Annotated in this window: 22 protein-coding genes and 1 riboswitch; of the genes, 13 read left to right on the plus strand and 9 right to left on the minus strand. The window is 66.2% G+C overall.

Annotated features, from left to right (window positions below; translation table 11 throughout):
* The 3 genes from AC1DZV_RS14330 to AC1DZV_RS14340 all read right to left on the minus strand — a co-directional run bounded on the left by AC1DZV_RS14330 (position 1) and on the right by AC1DZV_RS14340 (position 1,651).
* Positions 1-474 carry an SRPBCC family protein gene (locus AC1DZV_RS14330; RefSeq protein ID WP_476950868.1) on the minus strand — a complete coding sequence of 158 codons (474 nt, stop codon included), beginning with the start codon at positions 472-474 and terminating at the stop codon, positions 1-3.
* A 69-nt stretch (positions 475-543) separates the two neighbouring features.
* A complete protein-coding gene (locus AC1DZV_RS14335) occupies positions 544-957 on the minus strand; it encodes a YccF domain-containing protein (RefSeq protein ID WP_028275466.1) in 414 nt (137 codons plus the stop codon).
* 142 nt (positions 958-1,099) lie between these two features.
* Positions 1,100-1,651 carry a YceI family protein gene (locus AC1DZV_RS14340; RefSeq protein WP_028275465.1) on the minus strand — a complete coding sequence of 184 codons (552 nt, stop codon included), beginning with the start codon at positions 1,649-1,651 and terminating at the stop codon, positions 1,100-1,102.
* 468 nt (positions 1,652-2,119) lie between these two features.
* Between AC1DZV_RS14340 and AC1DZV_RS14345 the strand changes: the two genes are divergently transcribed.
* Positions 2,120-3,082: a metallophosphoesterase gene (locus tag AC1DZV_RS14345; RefSeq protein WP_476953968.1), complete on the plus strand. Its 963-nt coding sequence runs from the start codon at positions 2,120-2,122 to the stop codon at positions 3,080-3,082.
* A gap of 69 nt (positions 3,083-3,151) precedes the next feature.
* Here AC1DZV_RS14345 and AC1DZV_RS14350 read toward each other — a convergent pair whose 3' ends face one another.
* Positions 3,152-3,877, minus strand: coding sequence for a glycoside hydrolase family 16 protein (locus AC1DZV_RS14350; protein ID WP_476953969.1), 726 nt, complete (start codon positions 3,875-3,877; stop codon positions 3,152-3,154).
* A gap of 586 nt (positions 3,878-4,463) precedes the next feature.
* Here AC1DZV_RS14350 and AC1DZV_RS14355 point away from each other — a divergent pair.
* From AC1DZV_RS14355 to AC1DZV_RS14390, 8 genes are all read left to right on the plus strand, one after another.
* Positions 4,464-5,315: a glycosyltransferase family 2 protein gene (locus tag AC1DZV_RS14355; RefSeq protein WP_243180637.1), complete on the plus strand. Its 852-nt coding sequence runs from the start codon at positions 4,464-4,466 to the stop codon at positions 5,313-5,315.
* Between the two features lies 1 nt (position 5,316).
* The gene (locus AC1DZV_RS14360) at positions 5,317-6,315 is read left to right on the plus strand and encodes a glycosyltransferase family 2 protein (RefSeq protein ID WP_476950871.1); all 999 of its coding nucleotides are present in this window, start codon (positions 5,317-5,319) and stop codon (positions 6,313-6,315) included.
* Positions 6,316-6,408: 93 nt separating this feature from the next.
* Positions 6,409-7,509 carry a hypothetical protein gene (locus AC1DZV_RS14365; RefSeq protein WP_476950872.1) on the plus strand — a complete coding sequence of 367 codons (1,101 nt, stop codon included), beginning with the start codon at positions 6,409-6,411 and terminating at the stop codon, positions 7,507-7,509.
* 11 nt (positions 7,510-7,520) lie between these two features.
* On the plus strand, positions 7,521-9,611 hold the full coding sequence (locus AC1DZV_RS14370) for a glycosyltransferase (protein ID WP_476953970.1): 2,091 nt from the start codon (positions 7,521-7,523) through the stop codon (positions 9,609-9,611).
* A gap of 11 nt (positions 9,612-9,622) precedes the next feature.
* The gene (locus tag AC1DZV_RS14375) at positions 9,623-11,509 is read left to right on the plus strand and encodes a hypothetical protein (protein WP_476950874.1); all 1,887 of its coding nucleotides are present in this window, start codon (positions 9,623-9,625) and stop codon (positions 11,507-11,509) included.
* Positions 11,499-11,876, plus strand: a complete 378-nt coding sequence (locus tag AC1DZV_RS14380) for a hypothetical protein (protein WP_476950875.1) — start codon at positions 11,499-11,501, stop codon at positions 11,874-11,876. The genes AC1DZV_RS14375 and AC1DZV_RS14380 overlap by 11 nt, the downstream gene beginning before the upstream one ends.
* A gap of 26 nt (positions 11,877-11,902) precedes the next feature.
* Entirely contained in the window at positions 11,903-12,052 is a 150-nt protein-coding gene (locus tag AC1DZV_RS14385) for a hypothetical protein (protein ID WP_476953971.1), read from the plus strand.
* A gap of 72 nt (positions 12,053-12,124) precedes the next feature.
* Positions 12,125-12,853, plus strand: coding sequence for a hypothetical protein (locus AC1DZV_RS14390; RefSeq protein ID WP_476953972.1), 729 nt, complete (start codon positions 12,125-12,127; stop codon positions 12,851-12,853).
* 29 nt (positions 12,854-12,882) lie between these two features.
* Here AC1DZV_RS14390 and AC1DZV_RS14395 read toward each other — a convergent pair whose 3' ends face one another.
* On the minus strand, positions 12,883-13,485 hold the full coding sequence (locus AC1DZV_RS14395; RefSeq protein ID WP_476953973.1) for a phosphoribosylanthranilate isomerase: 603 nt from the start codon (positions 13,483-13,485) through the stop codon (positions 12,883-12,885).
* Positions 13,486-13,640: 155 nt separating this feature from the next.
* Here AC1DZV_RS14395 and AC1DZV_RS14400 point away from each other — a divergent pair, with 155 nt between their 5' ends.
* Positions 13,641-14,303 carry a HutD/Ves family protein gene (locus AC1DZV_RS14400; protein WP_476953974.1) on the plus strand — a complete coding sequence of 221 codons (663 nt, stop codon included), beginning with the start codon at positions 13,641-13,643 and terminating at the stop codon, positions 14,301-14,303.
* 10 nt (positions 14,304-14,313) lie between these two features.
* Here the strand turns inward: AC1DZV_RS14400 and AC1DZV_RS14405 are convergent, their stop codons facing one another.
* From AC1DZV_RS14405 to AC1DZV_RS14420, 4 genes are all read right to left on the minus strand, one after another.
* Positions 14,314-15,126, minus strand: a complete 813-nt coding sequence (locus tag AC1DZV_RS14405; protein WP_243180628.1) for an ABC transporter permease — start codon at positions 15,124-15,126, stop codon at positions 14,314-14,316.
* Between the two features lie 13 nt (positions 15,127-15,139).
* Entirely contained in the window at positions 15,140-16,069 is a 930-nt protein-coding gene (locus tag AC1DZV_RS14410; protein ID WP_223917155.1) for an ABC transporter permease, read from the minus strand.
* A 68-nt stretch (positions 16,070-16,137) separates the two neighbouring features.
* The gene (locus AC1DZV_RS14415) at positions 16,138-17,325 is read right to left on the minus strand and encodes an ABC transporter substrate-binding protein (RefSeq protein WP_476953975.1); all 1,188 of its coding nucleotides are present in this window, start codon (positions 17,323-17,325) and stop codon (positions 16,138-16,140) included.
* An 88-nt stretch (positions 17,326-17,413) separates the two neighbouring features.
* Complete coding sequence (locus tag AC1DZV_RS14420; RefSeq protein WP_476953976.1) at positions 17,414-18,490, minus strand: ABC transporter ATP-binding protein; 1,077 nt, start codon at positions 18,488-18,490, stop codon at positions 17,414-17,416.
* A gap of 237 nt (positions 18,491-18,727) precedes the next feature.
* Here AC1DZV_RS14420 and AC1DZV_RS14425 point away from each other — a divergent pair, with 237 nt between their 5' ends.
* The 3 genes from AC1DZV_RS14425 (at position 18,728) to AC1DZV_RS14435 (ending at position 20,731) form a co-directional block, all read left to right on the plus strand.
* Entirely contained in the window at positions 18,728-19,468 is a 741-nt protein-coding gene (locus tag AC1DZV_RS14425; protein WP_230009582.1) for a FadR/GntR family transcriptional regulator, read from the plus strand.
* Positions 19,469-19,548: 80 nt separating this feature from the next.
* Positions 19,549-20,310 (plus strand): cache domain-containing protein, encoded by a 762-nt coding sequence (locus tag AC1DZV_RS14430; RefSeq protein ID WP_476950882.1) that lies wholly within the window; start codon positions 19,549-19,551, stop codon positions 20,308-20,310.
* 23 nt (positions 20,311-20,333) lie between these two features.
* A riboswitch (guanidine-III (ykkC-III) riboswitch) is annotated at positions 20,334-20,398 on the plus strand.
* Positions 20,399-20,407: 9 nt separating this feature from the next.
* Positions 20,408-20,731 carry a DMT family transporter gene (locus AC1DZV_RS14435; RefSeq protein WP_028275448.1) on the plus strand — a complete coding sequence of 108 codons (324 nt, stop codon included), beginning with the start codon at positions 20,408-20,410 and terminating at the stop codon, positions 20,729-20,731.
* Positions 20,732-20,735 lie beyond the last annotated feature (4 nt).

Genomic DNA, 20,735 nt, shown 5'->3' on the forward strand with positions numbered 1-20,735 from the left:
TCAGGCAGCCACGCTGAGGTGATTCGCCAGCCGGTCGAAGGACTCGCGCCACCCTTCCCCATGGCGGTCGCGGCTTTCCGCGGAGTCGAACGGCCCCTGGGTGAAGGTCATCTGCGTGCCGCCGTCGATCTCCTCCAACCGGATGGTCACCTCGGTCTCGAAGCCGCGGGTGCCGTCCGGCCTGTCCCAGGCATGGGTGAACACGAACAGGTGCGGCGGCTCGACATCGGTATGCACCCCGCTCCACCAGAATTGCTGCCCGGTACTGTCCTGGATCATGCAGGCGCGGTACAGGCCGCCAACTTCGAGGTCCGCGTCGACGCTCTCGCGCGGGACGTGGAAGCCGCGCGGACCCCACCACTGCGGAGCCTGGTCCGGGTCCGTCAAAGCCGACCACACACCCTGGATCGGCGCCCTGAACTCGCGGACAATGACCAGCATGAGGTCCGTGTCGCCGGATGCCGGTTGGCTCATGGTCCTCTCCTTCGGATTGCTTGAACTGACAGGCGAAGTGCCCCGGCCTGCTGGCTGCGCTGCCGCCGCCTAGCGCCGGCCGGGGCTGTAGGCGGTCACATACGGGGTGTTGCTCGGGATGATTTGTTTGCCGAGCGGCATCAGCGAGATGGGTATGAGCTTGAGATTGGCGATCGCCAGCGGAATGCCGATAATCGTGATGGCCATGGCGAAGGCCGTAACGACGTGTGCGATCGCGATCCAGATCCCGGCCACAAGCAGCCAGATGACATTTCCCACCAGGGTGAATATGCCGTTGCCGCCGGGCTTGTCCACCACCATTCGGCCGAACGGCCACAAGGCATAGGACGCGATGCGGAACGAGGCCAGGCCCCACGGAATGGTGACGACCAGCAGGCAGCAGACGACGCCGGCCAGGAAATATCCCAAGGCAAGCCACAGGCCGCCGAAGAGCAGCCAGATGATGTTCAAGAGTGTCTTCATGGATTAATTCTCGCCCGTAGGAGTGACATTCGGATCAGTGGTTTACCCGGAAAGATCCCTGACTTTCGCGCCCAACCCCGGACAGGTTTCCACGAGCCCGGTCCACGGGTGCCCGGCCGGGTTGGGCCCGCCTCGTCGGTGCTTAGGTATCGGCCTGTTTGACCATGGCGGCCTCAACGTTGATCTTGACCTTGTCGCTGACCAGCAGGCCGCCCGCTTCAAGGGCGGCGTTCCACGTCAGGCCGAACTCCTTCCGGCTGATGTCCGCCTCGGCACTGAATCCGGCCCGGGTGGCGCCGAAGGGGTCCACCGCTACGCCGGTGTACTCGACTTCGAGCTCCACCGGCTTGGTGACGCCACGGATTGTGAGCTCGCCGGTCAGCACATAGTCTTCCCCCTCACCCCGGATCCCGGTGGCCCGAAAAGTCATGTCGGGGAACTGCTCAACGTCGAAGAAGTCCGGGCCGCGGACGTGGCCGTCGCGGTTGGCGTCGCCCGAATCGAAGCTGGCGGTCTTGACCGTGGCGTGCAGGCTTGCGTCCGCCAGCGACTCGCGCACCCTTGCCTCGGCGGAGGCCTCGTTGAACCGGCCGCGGACCTTGCTGATGCCCGCGTGGCGGACGCTGAAACCTATTTCGCTGTGGGACATGTCCAATGTCCACACTCCGGGGGTCAAACCTTCGGGCAGAGTCACAACGGTCTCCTTCGAGCGGTGGCGGGCCTGTCCCACCGGGGCGGTCGGGGTATTCCCCACTCTGCATGCTAACGAGGAAGCCCGTCCCGGGCTAGGTCCCACCGGCCCTGAGGCGGGACACGCGGCACGCGACACGCCAGCGGCCACGCCGGGCGGCTGCGTCGCGCGGCGGCGGCGGGATTTCCGGCGGCGGATCCAGCGGTCCGGGGCCGACGCGTTCTCTGGCCTTCGCTCCACGGGCGGGTTACTCTGGCCTATAAATGCCGGGCAATCACCGAATTTCGCAGAACTATTCACACAGTCCTGATCAACCAAATGATGTGAGGAATCGTGGCCAGGTCCCTGGGGAAACGTGGCAAGGCGGGTATCTGCGCTTGCTTGCTGAGCCTGGGTCTGTTGCTTTCCGCCTGCCAGCCCGGTCCGCCGGAACCCGCACCGCGCCCGAGCCCCGGCACACCCTCGTCCCCCGTGCCGTCGCCCCCACCGCCGTCGTCGTCTGCCGCGCCGTCGGCCGGGGGGCCCGTGCACTTCACCGCCCAGGGTGACATCGGCGTAGGCTCGGGCGCCAAGAAAGTGCTCGACGCCGTTGCCGGCCTCAATCCCCACCTGAACCTGGCCCTGGGCGACTTCGCATACAAGGCCGGGCTCGAACAGGAGTTCTGCGACATGGTCACCGCGCGTCTCGGCGAGAACTTCCCGTACCAGTTGGTGACCGGAAACCACGAGAGTGACGGCCGGGATGGCGACATCGAGAAGTATGTCCGGTGCCTGCCCAACAGGATGCCTGGCCTCCAGGGCGAATACGGCGTCCAATGGCGCCTCGATGTCCCCGAGCAGAATCCGGTTGTCCGCTTCATCATGGTTTCCCCCGGCATCGATTTCCGGGGCGGGGAGCCGCTGGACTACTCAAGGGACAGCGAACGCTGGCGCTGGACCGCGGACGCAATCGACGAGGCCAAATCGCAGAACATCCCCTGGACGGTGGTGGGCATGCATACCCCGTGCCTGAGCGTCGGCAACTACGACTGCCAGGCGGGGCAGGACTTCACGAACATGCTGATCGAAAAGCAGGTGGACCTGGTCCTGTCCGGCCACGACCACGTCTATCAGCGGACGCATCAACTGGCCACGGGCGGAGGCTGCGCGGAACTCGTTCCCGCGACCTTCGCCTCCGCATGCCTGGCCGATACCGATGACGCCATGGCCCAGGGCTCGGGGACCGTGTTCGCCACCATCGGCGTTGGCGGCGTCGGACTCTACAACGTCCGGTCCGAGGACCCGGAGATGCGCTACTTCGCCAGCACATCCGGGAAGAACCAGGACCCGGCTTTTGGGACCCTGGATGTCATGGCGACGGCGGATGAACTTGCCGCCCGGTTCATTCCCGCCGACGGCTACAGCTTCTCGGATTCCTTTACCCTCCGCCGGTAGTGATTCGCCGCCAGGAGCCGGAAGGCCGGTGACCCGCCGGCCTTCCGACTACGTCCGCTTCCTAACGCCTCAAGCCGGCACCCAGATGCTGATCCAATCCAGCAAGACGTGCCCCTGGGCCGCCGGGGCCGGACAGCCGGTGAGGCAGGACTCAGTCTGCAGGATCAGGTGCATGGGCGACGTCGGGGCCTTAGTGCTGACGCCCAGGGACCGCCCGTCAAGGAAGAACTCGACCTTCCCCGGGCTCCATTCCATCGTGGCCACATGCCACGAAGTGACGTATTGGTCGGAGTCGAGCTTCTCCCAAGCATCCTTGCCGTTCCGGTCATAGTGGACGGCGCCGTAAATAATTTTGGCCAGGTCTCCTTCGGGGAAGTCCACCTCGCCGTCCCGGGGCCAGACGCCGCTGTCCGGCCACAGTAGCCATGCCGTTTTGAACCCGGGCAGTGCATCAGCCCGGTAGCGGACCGAGTACCGGCCGTGGAGGAGGCTATTGGCACGCGGTGGATTGGAGCTGGCGTTGGGGATCTTGGGCGTCGGCGCGGCCCCCATCGAGATCCCGTTTTCCGAGTGCAGGTACCAATCCAGCGAGCCGTTGCGGACGCTAAGCACCTTGGACGGGTAGTAGCCGGACTTGCCGCCGCTGCGTTGGCCGGCAGTGTCCGGAGTCCCGTCCTTGTAGCCGGCACTCCACCGTGCGCTGTAAAGCGGGCCCGGGAATCGGCCCAGCGGGACGTCGCCAGCGGAGAAGTCGTCGACAAAAACCTGCTTCCACCCGGGCAGGTCACCCGTCATAGTCGTGTCCGTGGTCCGGACCGGAATCGGGGCCGAGCCAGGTGCGGATTGGAGTGCCGGCGGACTCTTCGTTGCCGGGGCGGCCCCTGTAGCGTCACCACCCTCCGGGACTCCCATCGGTGCCCCCGAAGCGGAGCCAGAGTCCGTGGTGCCGGCGCCCGGGGCGCCTGACGGTCCGGCCGGCGACGCCGAAATGGACGTGAACAGCGGCCGCTCGCCCCGTGGAGCGGCATCCGTGCCGCACGCCGCCAGGGCCAAGACCATGACCATGGCGGGAACCGCCATGGTCATGAGAGTCAGGAGACGCCGGCGTCCTGCCGGCACGCGCCCCCAATTAACGGGTGTCCGCATCGGGCCAGTGTCGCATGTAGGCAACCGCCCATCAACAGTTTTGCCTCAAATTTGGTTGAAAGATCCAGTTAATCCAAGGTTAATGCAAGGTGGCGAAACCAAACTTTAAGCCTGGGGTATATCACTAAGTTGTCGACAACCGAACAGCGTAAGCATTGGGTCTATTTTCCGGTCGGAGGAGTCGGAAAGCGCTGTAGTTGCGACGAGCAGAATACGTCATTGAGTGGTGAGGCCAGTGTCCATCCCGAATCTCAAGCCGAACGTGCGCCCCCAAACGACGCCCCCACCGGCAAATCCCTCGGTCAGCGTGGTGATCCCCACATTGAACGAGGCAATGAATCTGCCGTGGGTGCTGCGGCGTATGCCCTCCTATGTGGATGAGGTAGTAATTGTTGACGGCCGTTCCCTGGACGGCACAGTGGAAGTGGCCAGGGCCTTGCGCCTGGACGTCGTGGTGGTTGCAGAGCCCCGCCCTGGCAAAGGAAACGCCGTGCGGGCCGGATTCGCCGCTGCCTCCGGCGACATCATCGTCATGCTTGACGGCGACGGCAGTATGGACCCCCAGGAGATCGGCTGGCTGGTGACTCCGCTCCAGCACGAATACGACTTCGTCAAAGGCTCCCGCTATGTGACGGGCGGCGGCTCAGACGACCTCACATGGCTGCGCAGCGGCGGAAACAAGATGCTCACCCGGCTCGCCAACACTGTCCTCCACAGCGACTACTCGGACCTTTGCTACGGCTACATCGCCCTGCGCCGCGAATGCGTTGACATTCTGGAGCTGGAGTCGGACGGGTTCGAGATCGAAACTGAACTGATTGTCCGGGCCTCAAGGGCGGGCCTGCGCATTGCCGAGGTACCCAGCCACGAACTGTCACGCATCTCCGGGCAGTCAAACCTGCATACCTTCCGGGACGGCTGGCGGGTCCTCCGCACCCTCGCCCGCGAGCGCGTCAGCTGGGAAGCCCCGACCGCCGGCGCCCGCCCCGAAGCCCTGCGTCGGGTCAAATACAAATACCCCAACGAGGTCTTCCCGCACGTTCCCACCGATCCCAGCAGCGTCCTGGGCGTACGGGCAGGCGAATAGGATGTCCGAGAACTCCAGCCTTCCGGAAGTATCCGTGGTCATCTGCTCCTACTCCGAGGACCGGTGGGACCGGCTGATCGGCGCCCTGGACTCGGTCCGCACCCAGACCGTCCCGCCCAAGCAGACGATTGTCGTCGTGGACTACAACGTGGACTTGTACAAGCGCCTGATCTTTACCGTCCCGGACGCCGTAATCGTCGAGAACAGCGGACCCAAAGGTCTCTCCGGCGCGCGCAACACCGGGGCGGGCATCGCCAAGGCAGAGATCGTGGCCTTCCTCGATGACGATGCCGAAGCCGAACCGGACTGGCTCGAGCGGCTCGCGGCGATGTACGACGACCCCGACGTTCTGGCTGTCGGAGGTCGGGTGGAACCTCTCTGGGAGGCAGGACGGCCGGGCCACTTCGCCAGCGAACTCGACTGGATTGTCGGCTGCACGTACCGCGGCATGCCCAAAGTCGCCACTGAGGTCCGCAACGTCATTGGCGCGAACATGTCCTTCCGCGCCAATGTCCTGGAAAGGGTTGGCGGTTTCAACACAGCCCTGGGCCGCCAGGACGCCGTCCCGCTGGGCTGCGAAGAGACCGAACTGTGCATCCGCGCGGTGATCGGAGCTCCCGGATCCCGGGTGGTCTATGAGCCGGCGGCCCTGGTGCATCACCACGTTCCGGCCGAGCGCGGCACGCTGCGCTACATGCTGGCCCGTTCCTGGGGCGAAGGGATTTCCAAGGCGCAGGTCAGCAGGGTGGTCGGCCACAAACGGGCGCTTGGCCCCGAACGGCGCTACGTCCGGCAGGTCCTCCCACGTGCAGTGTTTGCCGGAATCCGCGGCTGGCTCGGCGGCGGGGACCGTGCCGGGCTCGGCCGGGCAGCGGCCATCATCGCCGTGCTGGCGTCCACCGCGACCGGCTACGTGCGCGGCCGCCGCCTGCCTGCGGCGCCATCGCCGGCCAAAGCGGCCGCGGTGTCGCCGGAAGAGCCGTGGCGGGAAGTCAAATGAACCGCGCAACGCTCTTCCCCGTAAACCGTCCGGGGCAGGCCCTGCACCCGGAACCACCTGACCGCAGGAACCCGACCCCAGAAAGCTTGGATCATGAGCCAACCTGAGCGCGACGTGAAACAGCCCATTGGCGCCTCTACCGGAGCCTCCTTCGATGTCCACGGGATCGTGGGCATCGACGTGGAGGCGGGAACGCCGGGGGAACCGCAACTGAGGGACATGCTCGCCCCGTTCCTGGGGATGTCCACCGCGCCGCGGCGCATCACCATCGGTGCCAAGATATCGCCGGTTTCCAGCCAGTCGCACGCGGAGGATGCCTACCGGTTCACCGGGGAGTCCCTCTATATTCCGGCGGACCGCGTCCAGATCATCGAAACGAAGGACGGTTACAGGATCGAAGGCGCCGGCGAGCTCCTGACCTCTGTGATTCCGCTGCTGGACCGGCTGTGCGTCCGGGAGGAGACGGCGATGATCCATGCCGCCGTGGTGGACTTCCGCGGCTCGGGGGTTCTCCTGCCGGCCTGGGGCGGGGTTGGAAAGACCAGTACGGTGGCGAAGCTGGTGGCCATGCCCGACGTTCGGTTCATGGCCGACGACTGGGCCTTCATGGGCGCCGGCGGAATGCTCATGGGCTATGCCAAACCGATGTTCATAAAGCCCCACCACCGCGCCATCTACCCGGACATGTTCCGGGGAACGCGCAAGCCCCTGGCCCCAGGATGGCTGACGACGCCCGTCGCCAATCTGGCAACGGCGGTCCATCCGGTCATTGTCCGCTATCCGAAAACAGCCGCGTTCACCCGGCGCTGGTCCCCCGAACACCGCATGGTGCAGCCGGAGCACGTTTTCGGGGCGCAGCGGATCTCCTCCGCGGCTCCCGCACAGCTGGCCATCTTCCTCGAGCGCTTCGACGGCGCGGACGCGCGGCTGGAGGCACGCAGCGCCGAGTGGATGACGTCCCGGGTCGTCGGCAACTTCCATTCGGAACTGCCAATGGTCTCGCGGCGCCTTGTCGAGGCCCTCGGCGCCACCAGCCTCGTCCCCCTGGAGGAGCATTTTGGCCAGAAGGCGGCCGTGGTGCGCCGGGCCCTGGAGGACGTTCCCTGCTGGCTGCTCCGGCTGCCCGCCGCCTGGTCAGCGGACCAGGCCTCTGACTTCATCGCGAATCTGGTTCGTTCAAAACTGGACGAGTGAGGCGAGGCCACGTGAGCGATCTGAAGGTGTCGGTTGTCGTTCCGGCGCGCAATGCCGCAGCCTGGCTGGGCGAGTGTTTGGAGTCGATCCGCAGCCAACACCCGTACGAAATGATCGTGGTCGATGGCTGCTCGACGGATGACACTGCCGAAATCGCCCGCGACTGCGGCGCAACTGTCATCTCCGATGAGGGACGCGGCCTGCCTGCCGCACGGATGCTCGGCGCCCGGAGCGCCACCGGTGAAGTAGTGGCACTGATCGACGCTGACGTCGTCCTTCCGTCGAACAGTCTGCCCCGGCTGCTGACCGAATTCGAGGCCGGTGGTTATGACGGCCTGCAATTCGGGCTGGCCAGTGAAGCCGATGGCCCCGGTTACTGGGGTGCTGCGTTGGCCTGGCACCATAATCACAGCCGGGTGCGCAAGTGGTTTGGCGTCAGCGCCACGCTGATGCGCCGCGACGTACTGCTAGATGTCGGGTTCGACGACGACTTCCGCTCCGGCGAAGATGTGGAACTGAGGATCCGTCTGGAGCAGGCAGGATACCGGCTCGGCGTCTCCGATTCCGTTGTGGTCAGGCACCGGTTCGACGATACGTTCGACTACGCCCGCGACCAGTGGCTCCAGGATGGGGCCGGGATGGCCCGGACCGTCCGCAAGCACACAGGCCGCGCCGGCTGGCTGGTGATGCTGCCCTTCCTGGCCACTGTGCGGGGCGTGGGCCTGTCTCTGGTCCGCGCACCCCGCTTCCTGCCGTACTGGATGGGCTTTCTGCTCTACAACTATCGCGCCATGGCCGGCGAGCTCCTGCGGCCGGCACACAAACAAATCTCGGTCGGCGGGAACGCGGCCTGGCTGGCCGCCGCGAGGATCGCCCCCATGGTGACGGGCTTCCTGTTCTGGGCACTCGCGGCCCTCGTGCTCCCGCCGGAGCAAATAGGTCTTGGGTCCGCGGTGGTCGCAGCTGCGCTCCTGACCGTGCAGCTGGGGATGCTCGGCGTCGGGCCCGCCACGCTGACACTGCTGCCCACGGAAAGTGATGGCGGCCGGCGCCTCATCGCCACCGGCCTGCTTACCGTGGCAACGTGCTCCGTACTGGGCGCGGGCCTGCTGGTTGCCGTCACCTCGTGGCTCGGCACGGGCGTGGGCGACGCCTGGGCCGACCCCCTGGTCACCGTTCTTTTCCTGGCCACGGCACTGCTCGCCGCCAGCGCCTACCAGCTCGACCACGTGGGCGTAGCCCAGGAACGGGCCGACCGCACGCTGGTCAGAAGCCTCGCACAGTCCCTCGTGCAGCTCCTCTTCCTGGCTGCCGTGTTGGCCGTTGGACTCCGTGACCTCGCGGTGATTGTGGGCGCCGTTGCCGCCGGCGCCTTGGCCAGCGTCCTCGTAGGGCTGCGCCAGCTGGCCCGGGCCCACGTGTCCCCCGACTGGAAGCATGGCGTCCGGCTTCGTCCGGCCCTAAATCTCCTGAAGCCGGGGCTTCCCAACCACGCCCTCACGCTCGCCGACCGCGCGCCCGGCTACCTGCTCCCGCTCATCGTTGCAGCTACCCTGGGCCCGGCGCCGACTGCCGCTTGGTACGTGGTGTGGATGATGGCCTCCGCGGTGTTCTTCGTGCCGCAGTCCGCCGGGTTTACCCTGCAAACGGCACTCGCGGGAACGCGGGCGCGGCCGGGCCTCCTCGCCTCCGCGTTGCGCGCCAGCTTCCTGCTGACGCTCGTGGCAGGGCTGATACTGATGCTGGCCGGCCCCTTGGTTCTGGGCTTCCTCGGGCCGCAGTACGCGTCCGCGTGGGTCCTCATCCCTGTACTCGTCCCGGCACTCCTCCTGAGTTGCGTGACACAGGTCTACTACGGGCTGTGCCGGGCCCAAGGGCGGCTTTTCGAATCTACTATCGTCGCCACTTTAGCAGCCGTCCTGGTCGTGGCACCCGCCGCGGCCGTGGCCCAGCAATATGGCCTCACCGGAGTCTCCGTCCTCTGGGCCGTCGCCCAAGCAACAGCTTCGTTGATTGCCGCTTGGCGGCTGTTCACCCTGACCCGAGTGAAACCCGCGGCCACCGCAAGCGAGATTCCTTCAGCGCGACACCAGCCGACCTGAATCGAGAGAAGATGACACACGAAACGGCAACTAGCCTCCCCGTGCACACCGGCCATCGGCATGACGCGCACGCCCATGCGCACGTCGGCGGTGTCAAACCGCCCACTCACCGCAACCTCGGGCTGACGCCGTCGTGGCACATCGGTGCCCTGGCCGCAGCGGCCGCGGCCGCCCTCGCCCTCGGCGTCTGGAGCATGACCCAGGTCGATCCCCTTCTGATCGGCGGGGCTGGACTCATTGGCGTCCTCCCCCCGGCCTATTTCGTGGCGCTCGGGCTCAGCCTGGCCGCATTTGTCGGTTCGTTAAGCCTCCGCCGTTTGGTCCCGGTACTTTTGACTTGGCAGCTTCTGGTGACAGTGGTAATCCTCGCGGGAGCTGACCCCATCATCCATGGCCTGCCCCGACTCGAGGCCAGCTTCCGACATCTCGGCATTGCCGACACCATTGCCCAATCGGGCCAGCTAGATCCGACCCTGGACGCGTACTTTGACTGGCCCGGATTCTTCAGCATGCTGGGAATGTTCTCCGGAGCCACCGGGGTGAAGGACCTGTTTGGCATCGCAACTTGGGCGCCGATGGGGATCAACTTCCTCTTGCTCGCGCCGCTGCTGGCCTTGGCCCGGCGGTTGACGGCAAATCCGCGCCAGGCATGGGCGGCTGTCTGGATCTTCTACCTGGCCAGCTGGATTGGACAGGACTATCTGTCGCCGCAGGCGCATTCGTTCGTGCTCCTTCTCACCCTGGTCGCCTGCCTGCTTAGCGTCTTCGGCGGATGGGCCTGGCCCACGGAGCGCACCAGGTTCTCCCGGTGGCTTACCCGCAATGTCAGGAAGCTCGACAGCTCGGTGCCCGGTTACGGCGCCGTGGAACCGATCCCGACAGACACCGCGGTGCTTGTGGTGGTCTGCGGGCTGTTCCTGCTTGCAATGACGGCTTCACATCAGCTCAGCCCCTTCGCCGTGATCCCCATTTTGGCTGCGCTTCTGCTGACCGGTCATCTCCGGCTGCGCTTCTTGCCCGTCCTGGCCGTGGTCCTGCCGGTAGGCTGGCTGCTCTTTGCGGCCTCAACATTCTTGGCGGGGCACTTCGGCCAACTGATTGGCTCCATTGGTGACATTGGTGCGAACAGCGTCGGTGCGCTGAGCACCAGGGTCTCAGGCAGCGACGCCCATGTGCTGGTTGTCTACACGCGCATCGCCGAGGTCGCCCTAGTCTGGATTCTCGCCGTTGCCGGCGCCATAGTGGGCTACCGGCGGAAGGTACCGTGGTTGGCCGCCGCGGCCGCAGCGCTGGCGCCGCTGGTGCTGATTCCGCTCCAGCCATATGGCGGCGAGCTACTTCTGCGCTTGTACCTCTTCAGCCTTCCGTTTGCTGTCTGTCTGGCGGTGCTGCCACTGATGTCTGAGAGTAATTCCGGGCTGAACGTGCGCCGAGCCCTTGGGCTGCTGCTCATGGGTGCGGTACTGGCTACGGCCACGGTCGTATCCCGATACGGGAATGACGGGATGGAGAGCTTCAACAACGACGAAATCGCCTTAGTGAACCGCCTCTACTCGACTGCTCCCACCGGCGCCGTCCTCATTGAGGCAGTGCGCAACACCCCGTGGAGATATCAGCACTACGCGGACTATGACTACCGGGCGCTCCTTGCTGCCGAGCCCATTCCCAACGCCGCGCCGCTCAGCTGTGACGCGGCCAACCAGATCGCCCACAAAGCGGGCGCGTACCTCATCGTTACCGAAAGCCAGCGGGAGGCGGCCGAACTTCGCGGTTCGACTCCAGTCGGCGATCTTCAACGTTTTACCGCCACCTGCGCCACGAGTCCGGGCTGGACGAAAATCTATGAAAACGCAGGCGGCGTGATTTTCCACATCAAAGGAGTTAGCAATGGCAACTGAACGCAGCTACGTGAGCTATGCGACGGCAACCGTCGCCCTAGCAGCCATACCGCTCTCGTTTGTCGGCCCCGAGGGCCTGCGCTTGGCGGTGATCGGCCTGCTGATGCTGGCCGGGCCTGGAACGGCGCTGGTGCTGCTCCTCCGCTTCGCCCCCCCGCGTTCGGCCCATGCCGCTGGCGCGCTCCCCCTGAGCATTGCCATCGCAATTGCCTTCAGCCTCACGATGTCCACCCTCGTGGCGACGGCGATGATCTATGCGCGGTTGTGGTCACCGCCAGCGGGCGTATGCATCCTGTCGATCATGACCCTCGCTTTCCTGGGCGTTGAGCTCAAGAGGCCACAGCGGGCTCTGGTGCGTGCGAAATGATCATTTTCCTGACAGGACTGGCCACAATGACGGCACTCATGAGCTGCGATGTGCTCCGCGTGTTGCAGCCGGACAAGGCACTCCCGCGCGCCGTGGTGATAGCCACGGCGGCCCTGCTGGCCATAGTCGGCGTCGCGGCGGTCGTGCAGTTGGTGCATCTGGCGCAGCTGGCATGACAGAAGCCGGCCGGACGGTGCCCCGGCACGAACTCACATTAACAAGTCGAACCAACACGGAAAGTAATTTCAATGAGAAAACTTAGAACTCTCAGCATGGTGGGGACGCTCGGAATCCTCGTAGCCGGGTCCCTTGTCTTCGGGTCCGCCCCGGCAGCTACGGCCGCAACCTGCAGCACCGCACCGACTAACTCCTATCCAGGCACCATTGTGCTCGCCACCAGTTTTGAGGCGGGCGGCTTTTGCGGCCTCATCCCCCAGGTGTCCGGCACCGGCACCGCAACGATTTCCAGCTCACGGGCACATACCGGAACGCACTCAACCAAGCTGCACGTGACCACGGATTCCGGCTCACTGGCAAACCTCTCCTCCCCGGCTTTTTCCTCGGGGACCAAGACCTCGTACGCAGACGGCTGGTTCAATATCACCGTTGCCGGCGTTTCCGGCAATGACGTCCCGTACTTCCGTTTCTTCTCCGGCTCCACCCGAGTCGCGGACATCTACCGCTACAACAGCAACGGGCAGCTGTGGCTCCGGGTCACGTCACCGAGTGGCACCTTTGTCTACACGAAGCTGGTCTCCAGCAGCATCTCTCTGAGCGCCTGGCACCATGTGTCCATGCGGGTGACCGCCAACGGCAATTCGTCAACAATCCAGGTATGGTTCGACGGCGTGCAGCGCTACAGCAGCTCGAGCGTCCAAATGCTCGGGAGCAGCCTGAGCAAAGTACAGCTCGGGGCCGAGCACAACCGGCAAAAGGGCGACGAATACATCGATGACGTCGTCATCAAACGCTCCTAGCCTTCAGATGGTCCGCGGGCGGCCCAGCCTCATTCAGGCGCCTTGGCCGCCCGCACGAACTCCCCGATCTTGGCCAAGTCCTTGATGCCGCGCGCCGACTCGACGCCGGAGGACACATCGACACCCCACGCCCCGGCCTCCGCCGCTGCCCGGGCCACGTTGGCAGGATCGAGACCGCCGGCCAGCAGCCACTTGCGTCCGGTCAGGGCCTTGGCCCGGACCGAGCCGTAGTCCCAGGCCTCGCCTGAGCCTGGCACGGCGGCGTCGATCAGGAGCAAATCCTCGCCCCAGTCGCTGAAGGCCTCCGGCGCGGCGGCCATGGTGACGGCCCTGATCAGTTTCATCCCGGCGTCGTGCACTGTCCGGACGTCGGCGGGTGAGCGGTCCCCGTGGAGCTGGATCCAGACCAGGCCCGCCTCACGGGCGACGGCGACGGCGTCGGCGGCCGGTTCGTGCCGGAACACCCCCACCGCGGGCACCCCGTCCGGGACGTGGACGAGGAGGTTCCGGACCTGTTCCGGCGTGACCTCCCGGGGGCTGCGGGTCAGGACGAAGCCGACGGCGTCCGCGCCGGCGCCGGCCGCGACGCGGACCGCATCCGGGGTGCTCAGGCCGCACACTTTGACAAACATTCGGGCTCCTTCTGGGCGCTTCCTGCCTCCGACGTTAGCAAGGCCGGGCCCCCGCCGCCGACTTTGCGTCGGCACGGACGTGCGCAGCCCCCGGCGGCGTCCCGGCCGCGTCGGCGCAGGCGCCGCCCCCGGAAACGGGCCGATAGGCTGAGGCCATGGAGATCATCCGCTATGCCGAGCTCAAAGCCCACCCCTGGCGCAACGGCGGCGGGGTGACGCGCGAAGTGGCGCGCCACCCACGGACCACGTCCATGCAGACCGCCCTGCAGACCGGCCCGCGAGATACAGGGCAGGACAACGCCTGGGACTGGCGCGTCAGCATTGCCGAAGTCTCCAAGGCGGGCCCCTTCTCCGCCTACACCGGGATGGACCGTGTACTGACAGTGATTGACGGCGACTTGCTGCTGCTGAGCGTGGACGGGGCCGAGCACCCGCTGGAGAAGTACCGGCCGTTCCGGTTCTCCGGCGACGCGGACTCGGCGGGGGCACTGCCCACCGGCGACATCCGGGATCTGAACGTCATCACCCGCAACGGCGCCTTCAAGGGCTACACCTCGATCATCGAGCTGTCCAAGAAACGTGCCCATCCGGTGTTCGCAGGCCAACTCGGCATCCTCCTGCAGGGGCAGGGAACCGTCAGCCCCGGGACTGCCGGCAGCCTTCCCACCGGGCCGGCCGCCGTCGCCCCCGCGCCGGAGCGCGTCGAGCTGAACCGTTACGACGCCGTCGTCGGCGCCGATACCGCGACGCCGGAAATCCTGGGCCGCGGATTCCTGGCTGTCATCTCGATCGACCCTGCGGAACCGGGCACCGTATAGCGCTGTCCGCCTACACCCGGGCGCCGCTGACACGCACCGAGTCCCCGGACAGCCGCTGCGCGAGCCAGATCGGGACGATCGAGACCACGATCAGCACGACCGCCACGACATTGACCACGGGCGCCTGGTTCGGACGGAAGAGGTTTTGCAGGATCCAGATCGGCAGTGTGGTCTCGCCGGCCCCGATCGTGAACGTGGTAACGATGATCTCGTCGAAGCTCAGCGCGAAGGCCAGCAGGCCGCCGGCCAGCAGGGCGGAGCGGAGCTGGGGGAAGGTCACCAGGCCGAACGTGGTGAAGACACCGGCGCCGAGGTCGGCAGAGGCTTCCTCGAGGCCGGCGCTGGTGCGGCGGAGCCGTGCAATGGCGTTATTGAACACCGTCACCATGCAGAACGTGGCGTGGGCGATCACCACCGTCCACAGGCTCAGCGGGACGCCCAGGATAGTGGTGAACATGTTGTTCAGCGCGATGCCCGTGACAACCCCGGGCAACGCGATGGGCAGGATGACCAGGAGGTTGATGACGTCACGGCCGAAGAACTCATAGCGCTGCAATGAGATCGCCAGCAGCGTCCCCAGCACCAGCGAAATGATGGTCGATACGACTGCCACCCACAGGGAGGACACGACGGCGTCCCTGACGCCGGGCGAGTCAAAGGCCTTGCCCCACCATTCCAGCGTGAAGCCCTTGGGCGGCCAGCCGAAAGTCCGGTCTGCGTTGAACGAGTTCACCACCACCAGCAGCAGCGGTGTGTAGATGAACAAAAACACCAGCGCCGTGACAATGCCCAGGACCACCTTGGCGCTACGGGAAAGTCTCATGATGCTCCTCGCACTACAGGCTGTTCAGGGCGCCGGTGCGGCGGACGACGAAAAGGTAGAACATGATGATGGCGATCGGCACGAGCGATACCGCGGCGGCGAAAGGCAGGTTGTTGGCCGCTCCGACGTTGGCGTAAATCACGGTGCCCAGCATCTGGGTGGTCCCGCCGACGATCTGCGCAGTGATGTAGTCGCCCAGGGACAGGGAGAACGTGAAGATCGTGCCCGCGATGATGGAGGGGACCAGCAGCGGAAGCATGACCAGGCGCATGGTGGTGAGCGGCTTCGCGCCCAGGTCCCCGGAGGCCTCCAGCAGGGAGTCGGGCACCCGGTCAAAGCCCGCGTAGATCGGCAGGATCATGTACGGCAGCCAGATGTAGGACAGGGTCAGGATGACGGCGGTTTCGCCGTAGCCCGGCGAGGACAGTCCGATCGGGGTCCCCAGCCACTCCAGCAGCCCACCCTCGGACAGGACATTCCGCCAGGCGTAGGCCTTGACCAGGTAGCTTGCCCACAGCGGCATCAGCACGGCCACCACGAGCAGTTTCTCCCAGCGGGCGGGAGCGACCTTGGCGATGAAGAACGCGATGGGCAGTGCCAGGATCATGTCAATCACGGTGACCGCCACGGCGATCCACAATGTCCGCAGGGTGATCCGCTGATACACCGGATCGGTCAGGACCGTGACGATGTTTTCCGTGGTCCAGACCGTGGACACCTCCCCGGTGAAGGTGTCCACGGTCCAGAACGCGGTGATAAGCAGTGCCGCCAAAGCGGCGATGTACACCAGCACCAGCCAGCCAGCCGGGGCGGTGAGCAGGGCCGCCAGCCTCAGCCGGGGCGAGCGGTGCAGCAACGCCGAGAAGGCGTTGGTTTTCGCCCGTGGCACGGCCCCGGCATCACCGGGCGCCCCGGGCGGCAGCTGTTGCGTATGAAGTGCCATCTTGCCTTAATCTCTGCCGGCCCCCGGGGCCGGCTCGTTATTGCGGGTTTGGTGCGGCAGAGCCGGAATCAGCCCTTGATTTCTGTCCAGGCCTTGGTCCATTCCGAGTAGTCGGTGCACTTGACGTCCTTGCGGCCATCGAGGCACTCGGCCACTGGTGTGGTCCAGAACCAGATCTTGTCGGCGTAGGCCGCATCACCTGAGTGGTACGTCTGGCAGTGGTTGGGATCCTTGGTCAGCTCGCAGGCTTTCGCGTTGGCCGGCGATTCGCCAAAGTATTCCGCCACCTGGGCGTTCGCTTTGGGGCTGGCGATGTAGTCGAGCCACTTGTAGGCGCAGTTCGGGTTCTTGGTCTTGGAGCCGATCATCCAGGTGTCCGACCAGCCGGTGGCGCCCTCGTCCGGGACGAGGGTTGCGACCTTGGCGCCGTCTGCCGTCGCGATGTTGGCCCCCACCTGCCAGGTGGTGCCGACCACGGTGCTCCCGGACGTAAAGGCCTGGACCTCCTTGACGACGTCGCTCCAGTACTCGCCGATGTGCGTGCGCTGCTGCTTGAGCAGGTCAACGGCCGCGGTCAGCTGGTCCTTGTCGAGGGCATAGGGGTTCTTGATGCCGAGGTCCGGCTTATGGGCCATGAGGTACATGGCGGCATCGGCGATGTAGATGGGCGAGTCGTAGGCCGTGACCTTGCCGGTGTTCTTGGCGGCGTCGTCAAACACCGCGCTCCAGGAGGCGGGCGCCGGGGTGACCTTGTCCGTGGAGTACATCAGCAGGTTGGCGCCCCAGCCGTGGGGCATTCCGTAGTTGACGCCGTTGACGGTGTTCCAGGCTTTGTCCTTCAGGAACGGGTAGATGTCCGGGTAGTTCTTCAGCAGGCTCATGTTGACCTGTTGCACGTCCTGGCCGGCGATCAGGCGCAGCGATGCATCCCCGGAGGCCGAGATGACGTCGTACTGCCCCGTGCGCATGAGCGTCACGGCCTCGTCCGAGGTGCCGAACGGCTTGAAGCTGACCTTGCACTGGGTTTCCTGTTCGAACGGATGCACCCAGTCGACGGCCGGGTCGTTGCTGCCATCCTCGACGTAGCCGGGCCATCCGAGGATGGACACCTGGCCTTCACCGGTGCCGATCTCGGTCTTGACCGGCTGCGCCGACTGTGCAGAACCCGATCCGCCGCTGGTTCCGCAGGCCGACAGCGCGAGGGCTGCGGCTGCAACCACCCCGACTACGAGGGAGGCCTTAGTTCCTGGTGCCATGATCCGTACCTTTCGCTGTGGAGAAAAACTCTGGACTGGAACGCTGCGCCGCGGCACGGACGGCAACCCCGCCCGGCATGGCCCGGCGTCAGGTAGTGCGGGGGACCGGAAGCCAAACGACGGCGTCGTCGTCCCAGCTGACTGTGACGGGCCCGTTCACCAGATCGGTGTCGCTGCCGGGCAGCTCTTCCGGAACGAGCGCGACGACGGCGGGTCCGCCGTCGAGCTGCACCCGCACCTGGGTGGCGTGCCCGACGTATACGAACGACGTCACTGTCCCGGGCCGGGAGGTGGTGCCGGAACGGCGCTCCGGTTCGCCGGTCCAGGCGACGCGCAGCCGCTCTGGACGGACGCACAGCGGCTCCGGCCGGCCATAGATGGCCTGGGCCTGGCCGGCGTCGAAAATGTTGGAGGTGCCGACGAAGTTGGCCACGAAGATACCGCCCGGGCGCTCGTAGATTTCGTGCGCGGTGCCGATCTGTTCGATGCCGCCGTTGTTGAACACGCCGATCCTGTCGCTCATGGTCAGGGCCTCCTCCTGGTCGTGGGTGACGAAGATGAAGGTGATACCCAGCGAGCGCTGCAGTTCCTTGAGTTCGACCTGCATCTGCTGCCGGAGCTTGAGGTCCAGGGCACCGAGCGGCTCGTCCAGGAGGAGGACCTTGGGCTCGACCACCAGCGCCCGGGCCAGGGCAACGCGCTGCCGCTGGCCGCCGGAGAGCTGGGCGGGTTTGCGGCCGAGGAACTTCCCGAGCTGGACGGTGTCCAAGGCTTCCCTGGCCCGCTCCCGCCGCTGGTTCCCGGGCATGCCGCGCACCCGCAGCCCATAGGCGACGTTGTCCACCAAGGACATGTGCGGGAACAGCGCGTAGTCCTGAAATACGGTGTTGACGTCCCGCTGGAAGGGCGCCATGGCCGTGACGTCCTTGCCCTCGAGTTCGATAGTTCCGGACGTCGGCAGCTCGAAGCCGGCGATCAGGCGCAGGACCGTCGTCTTGCCGGAGCCGGACGGGCCAAGCATGGAGAAGAATTCCCCGTGGCGGATGTCCAGGTCCACGCCATTTACCGCGACGGTGTCCCCGAAGACCTTGGTGAGCTTACGCAGACGGATCGCCGGAACCTCTTCCTTTCCGGTCGAGGTGCCGGCGGCCAGTGTTTCGGTCATGGGGTGCGCCTTACTCCGTTGCCGGATCGTCCACAGGAACCACGCAGCCGAATGTGATCCAGTCCACACTGGGCTGCTGGGCCAAATGCTATTACTCCATAGGTTTTGTGTATAGACCCTCCGGCAAAGCCCGGATTAGGATGTCATCAGCCCGGGCGGCGCGCGACGGCACCGCGGAAGCCGCAGGGATGCACGGCCGGGGAGGGGCGGATACCGCCGGAGGGAAGGGAGGCCCGAATGGTGTTGTCGCCCACGGGCGCCTCCCGGAGCCTGGCGGCGGTGTTCACGCCGATCAAATCACGCGGGCTTGTGGATGAAGTGTGCGGCCGGATCGAACAGGCCGTGGAGACCGGGCTGCTCACCAGCGGCCAGCGGCTGCCGAACGAAACCGAGCTGGCCGCGGCCCTCGGAGTGTCCGCGGTAACGGCCCGGGAGGCCCTCTCCCAGTTGCGTGCCTCGGGAATCATCCGGACCGCGCGCGGCCGCAGCGGCGGAAGCTTCATCGCCGACGACGTGCTGCCCTCCCGGGAACGGGCCCTGGCGCAACTGCATGAGCTGAGCCGGCTGCAGATCAGGGACCTCGCGCTGCATTACCAGGCGATCGCCGCGGCCTGCGCGGGCGTGGCGGCCCGCCGCTCCGACGCCGCCGACATCGCCACGCTGCGCTCGTTCATCCCCGCAGCGGACGATGACTCGCTGAGCTGGCGTCTGGCCCTCTCGGAGTTCCTGCTGGAAGTCGCGGCCATTGCCCGCTCGGCCCGGCTTGCCCGGGAACTCATCCGGCTGCAGGCAGATCTCGGCACCCTCACGCTGCTGCCCTGCGCCGACACCGGCTACCGCGGACGCACCGCCGTGATCCTCGGGGACGTGGCAGCCGCCATCGAGACCCACGATCCCGGGGCCGCCGAAACGGGGGTCAAGGCCCTCATCTCCGCCACCACCGACTGGCTGCTGACCGAACAGGCCAAAAGCTATTGACCGCACCCGCATTCCGGAGCCACGATCGTGGCCAACTTTTGCCCGCAAATGTCCGGCACCTTCGAGCTAAGGCAGCACCGATGTCCGAAACCACCTCCACCACAGGCCCCACCACAGCGTCCATGGCAGCGCCGGCCGAACCCGGCGCTGTTGGGAAGGCGGCCCGGCTGGCCGCAGCCGAACTCGACGCCACCATCGCCGGCATCGAGCACCGCCTGACGGAGTGGGCCGCTGATACCGGGGCCGCGCTGGCCGCCATGTCCGGCAAAGTCACCGGCACGGCCGTGGACAAGCTCATCCGTCCGGTGGTCGAGGAACTGGTGCAGCTGCCCGGCGGCTACGCGGCCGGAGCGGGGTTCATCGCCAACGCCGGGCTGCTCGGGCCCGAGCGCAGCTATATCGCCTGGTGGCAGGGCCCGGATCTGGAGCACGTCGACGCGCTGGCCAACTTCAGTCCCAACTCCATCAGCCGCTACGTCAAGGCCGAATGGTTCCGGATCCCCGTGGAAACAGGACGGGCCCACGTCACCGGGCCTTACGTGGATTTCCTCTGCACCGACGAGTACGTCCTGACCTTCACGCACCCGGTGTTTACCCGCCCGGACGGCCCGGTCGCGGGAATCGTGGGCATCGACGTGACAGTTCAGCGCCTGGAACGCGGAGCCATGGCGGCGCTGCGGCGGATCGGCGGCCGGGCCACCCTGGCCAATGCCGACGGCCGGGCCATCGTGTCGGCGGCGTCCGATATCGACGCCGGCGACCTGACCGCGCCGAACGAGCCGTGCGCGCAGTACCCCGTGGGGCGCACGTTCATTCTCTGCAGCGACGCCGTCGGGCTCTGATGCCGATTTGCTAAACTTGGAGGCCAAGGCCCTCTTCCAGGCCTCCGGACGACGGTTCAGTACCCGGCACGCGACAAGACTGGCCACAGGAGCTGTCATGTCGTGGCTAATACTCATTCTTTCCGGGGCGCTGGAGGCCGTTTGGGCCGCCGCCCTGCACCGGACCGCCCAGGCCAGGGGCCGCCGCCGGCTTGTCCCGGCCCTCGTCTTCCTCGTTTCCGTCCTCGCCAGCACCGGCGGGCTCGCCGTCGCCATGCAGTCCATCCCAACCGGAACGGCCTACGCCGTGTGGGTGGGGGTCGGCGTCGTCCTGACGTCCGGCTACGCGATAGCCGCCAAAGTTGAGCGCCCGACCGCGGCACGGATCCTGCTTCTTGGCGGGATTGCCGCGAGCGTCGCCGGGCTGAAGCTGGTGGCGTGACCAT

This window comes from Arthrobacter sp. P1_D12, assembly GCF_056406175.1.

Coding starts and splice junctions, on each gene's coding strand:
- AC1DZV_RS14380 (WP_476950875.1), top strand. CDS start 11,499: ATGGCAACTGAACGCAGCTACGTGAGCTATGCGACGGCAACCGTCGCC.
- AC1DZV_RS14375 (WP_476950874.1), top strand. CDS start 9,623: ATGACACACGAAACGGCAACTAGCCTCCCCGTGCACACCGGCCATCGG.
- AC1DZV_RS14360 (WP_476950871.1), top strand. CDS start 5,317: ATGTCCGAGAACTCCAGCCTTCCGGAAGTATCCGTGGTCATCTGCTCC.
- AC1DZV_RS14435 (WP_028275448.1), top strand. CDS start 20,408: ATGTCGTGGCTAATACTCATTCTTTCCGGGGCGCTGGAGGCCGTTTGG.
- AC1DZV_RS14395 (WP_476953973.1), bottom strand. CDS start 13,485: ATGTTTGTCAAAGTGTGCGGCCTGAGCACCCCGGATGCGGTCCGCGTC.
- AC1DZV_RS14350 (WP_476953969.1), bottom strand. CDS start 3,877: ATGACGGGTGACCTGCCCGGGTGGAAGCAGGTTTTTGTCGACGACTTC.
- AC1DZV_RS14400 (WP_476953974.1), top strand. CDS start 13,641: ATGGAGATCATCCGCTATGCCGAGCTCAAAGCCCACCCCTGGCGCAAC.
- AC1DZV_RS14390 (WP_476953972.1), top strand. CDS start 12,125: ATGAGAAAACTTAGAACTCTCAGCATGGTGGGGACGCTCGGAATCCTC.
- AC1DZV_RS14335 (WP_028275466.1), bottom strand. CDS start 957: ATGAAGACACTCTTGAACATCATCTGGCTGCTCTTCGGCGGCCTGTGG.
- AC1DZV_RS14385 (WP_476953971.1), top strand. CDS start 11,903: ATGACGGCACTCATGAGCTGCGATGTGCTCCGCGTGTTGCAGCCGGAC.
- AC1DZV_RS14415 (WP_476953975.1), bottom strand. CDS start 17,325: ATGGCACCAGGAACTAAGGCCTCCCTCGTAGTCGGGGTGGTTGCAGCC.
- AC1DZV_RS14410 (WP_223917155.1), bottom strand. CDS start 16,069: ATGGCACTTCATACGCAACAGCTGCCGCCCGGGGCGCCCGGTGATGCC.
- AC1DZV_RS14365 (WP_476950872.1), top strand. CDS start 6,409: ATGAGCCAACCTGAGCGCGACGTGAAACAGCCCATTGGCGCCTCTACC.
- AC1DZV_RS14430 (WP_476950882.1), top strand. CDS start 19,549: ATGTCCGAAACCACCTCCACCACAGGCCCCACCACAGCGTCCATGGCA.
- AC1DZV_RS14330 (WP_476950868.1), bottom strand. CDS start 474: ATGAGCCAACCGGCATCCGGCGACACGGACCTCATGCTGGTCATTGTC.
- AC1DZV_RS14420 (WP_476953976.1), bottom strand. CDS start 18,490: ATGACCGAAACACTGGCCGCCGGCACCTCGACCGGAAAGGAAGAGGTT.
- AC1DZV_RS14405 (WP_243180628.1), bottom strand. CDS start 15,126: ATGAGACTTTCCCGTAGCGCCAAGGTGGTCCTGGGCATTGTCACGGCG.
- AC1DZV_RS14425 (WP_230009582.1), top strand. CDS start 18,728: ATGGTGTTGTCGCCCACGGGCGCCTCCCGGAGCCTGGCGGCGGTGTTC.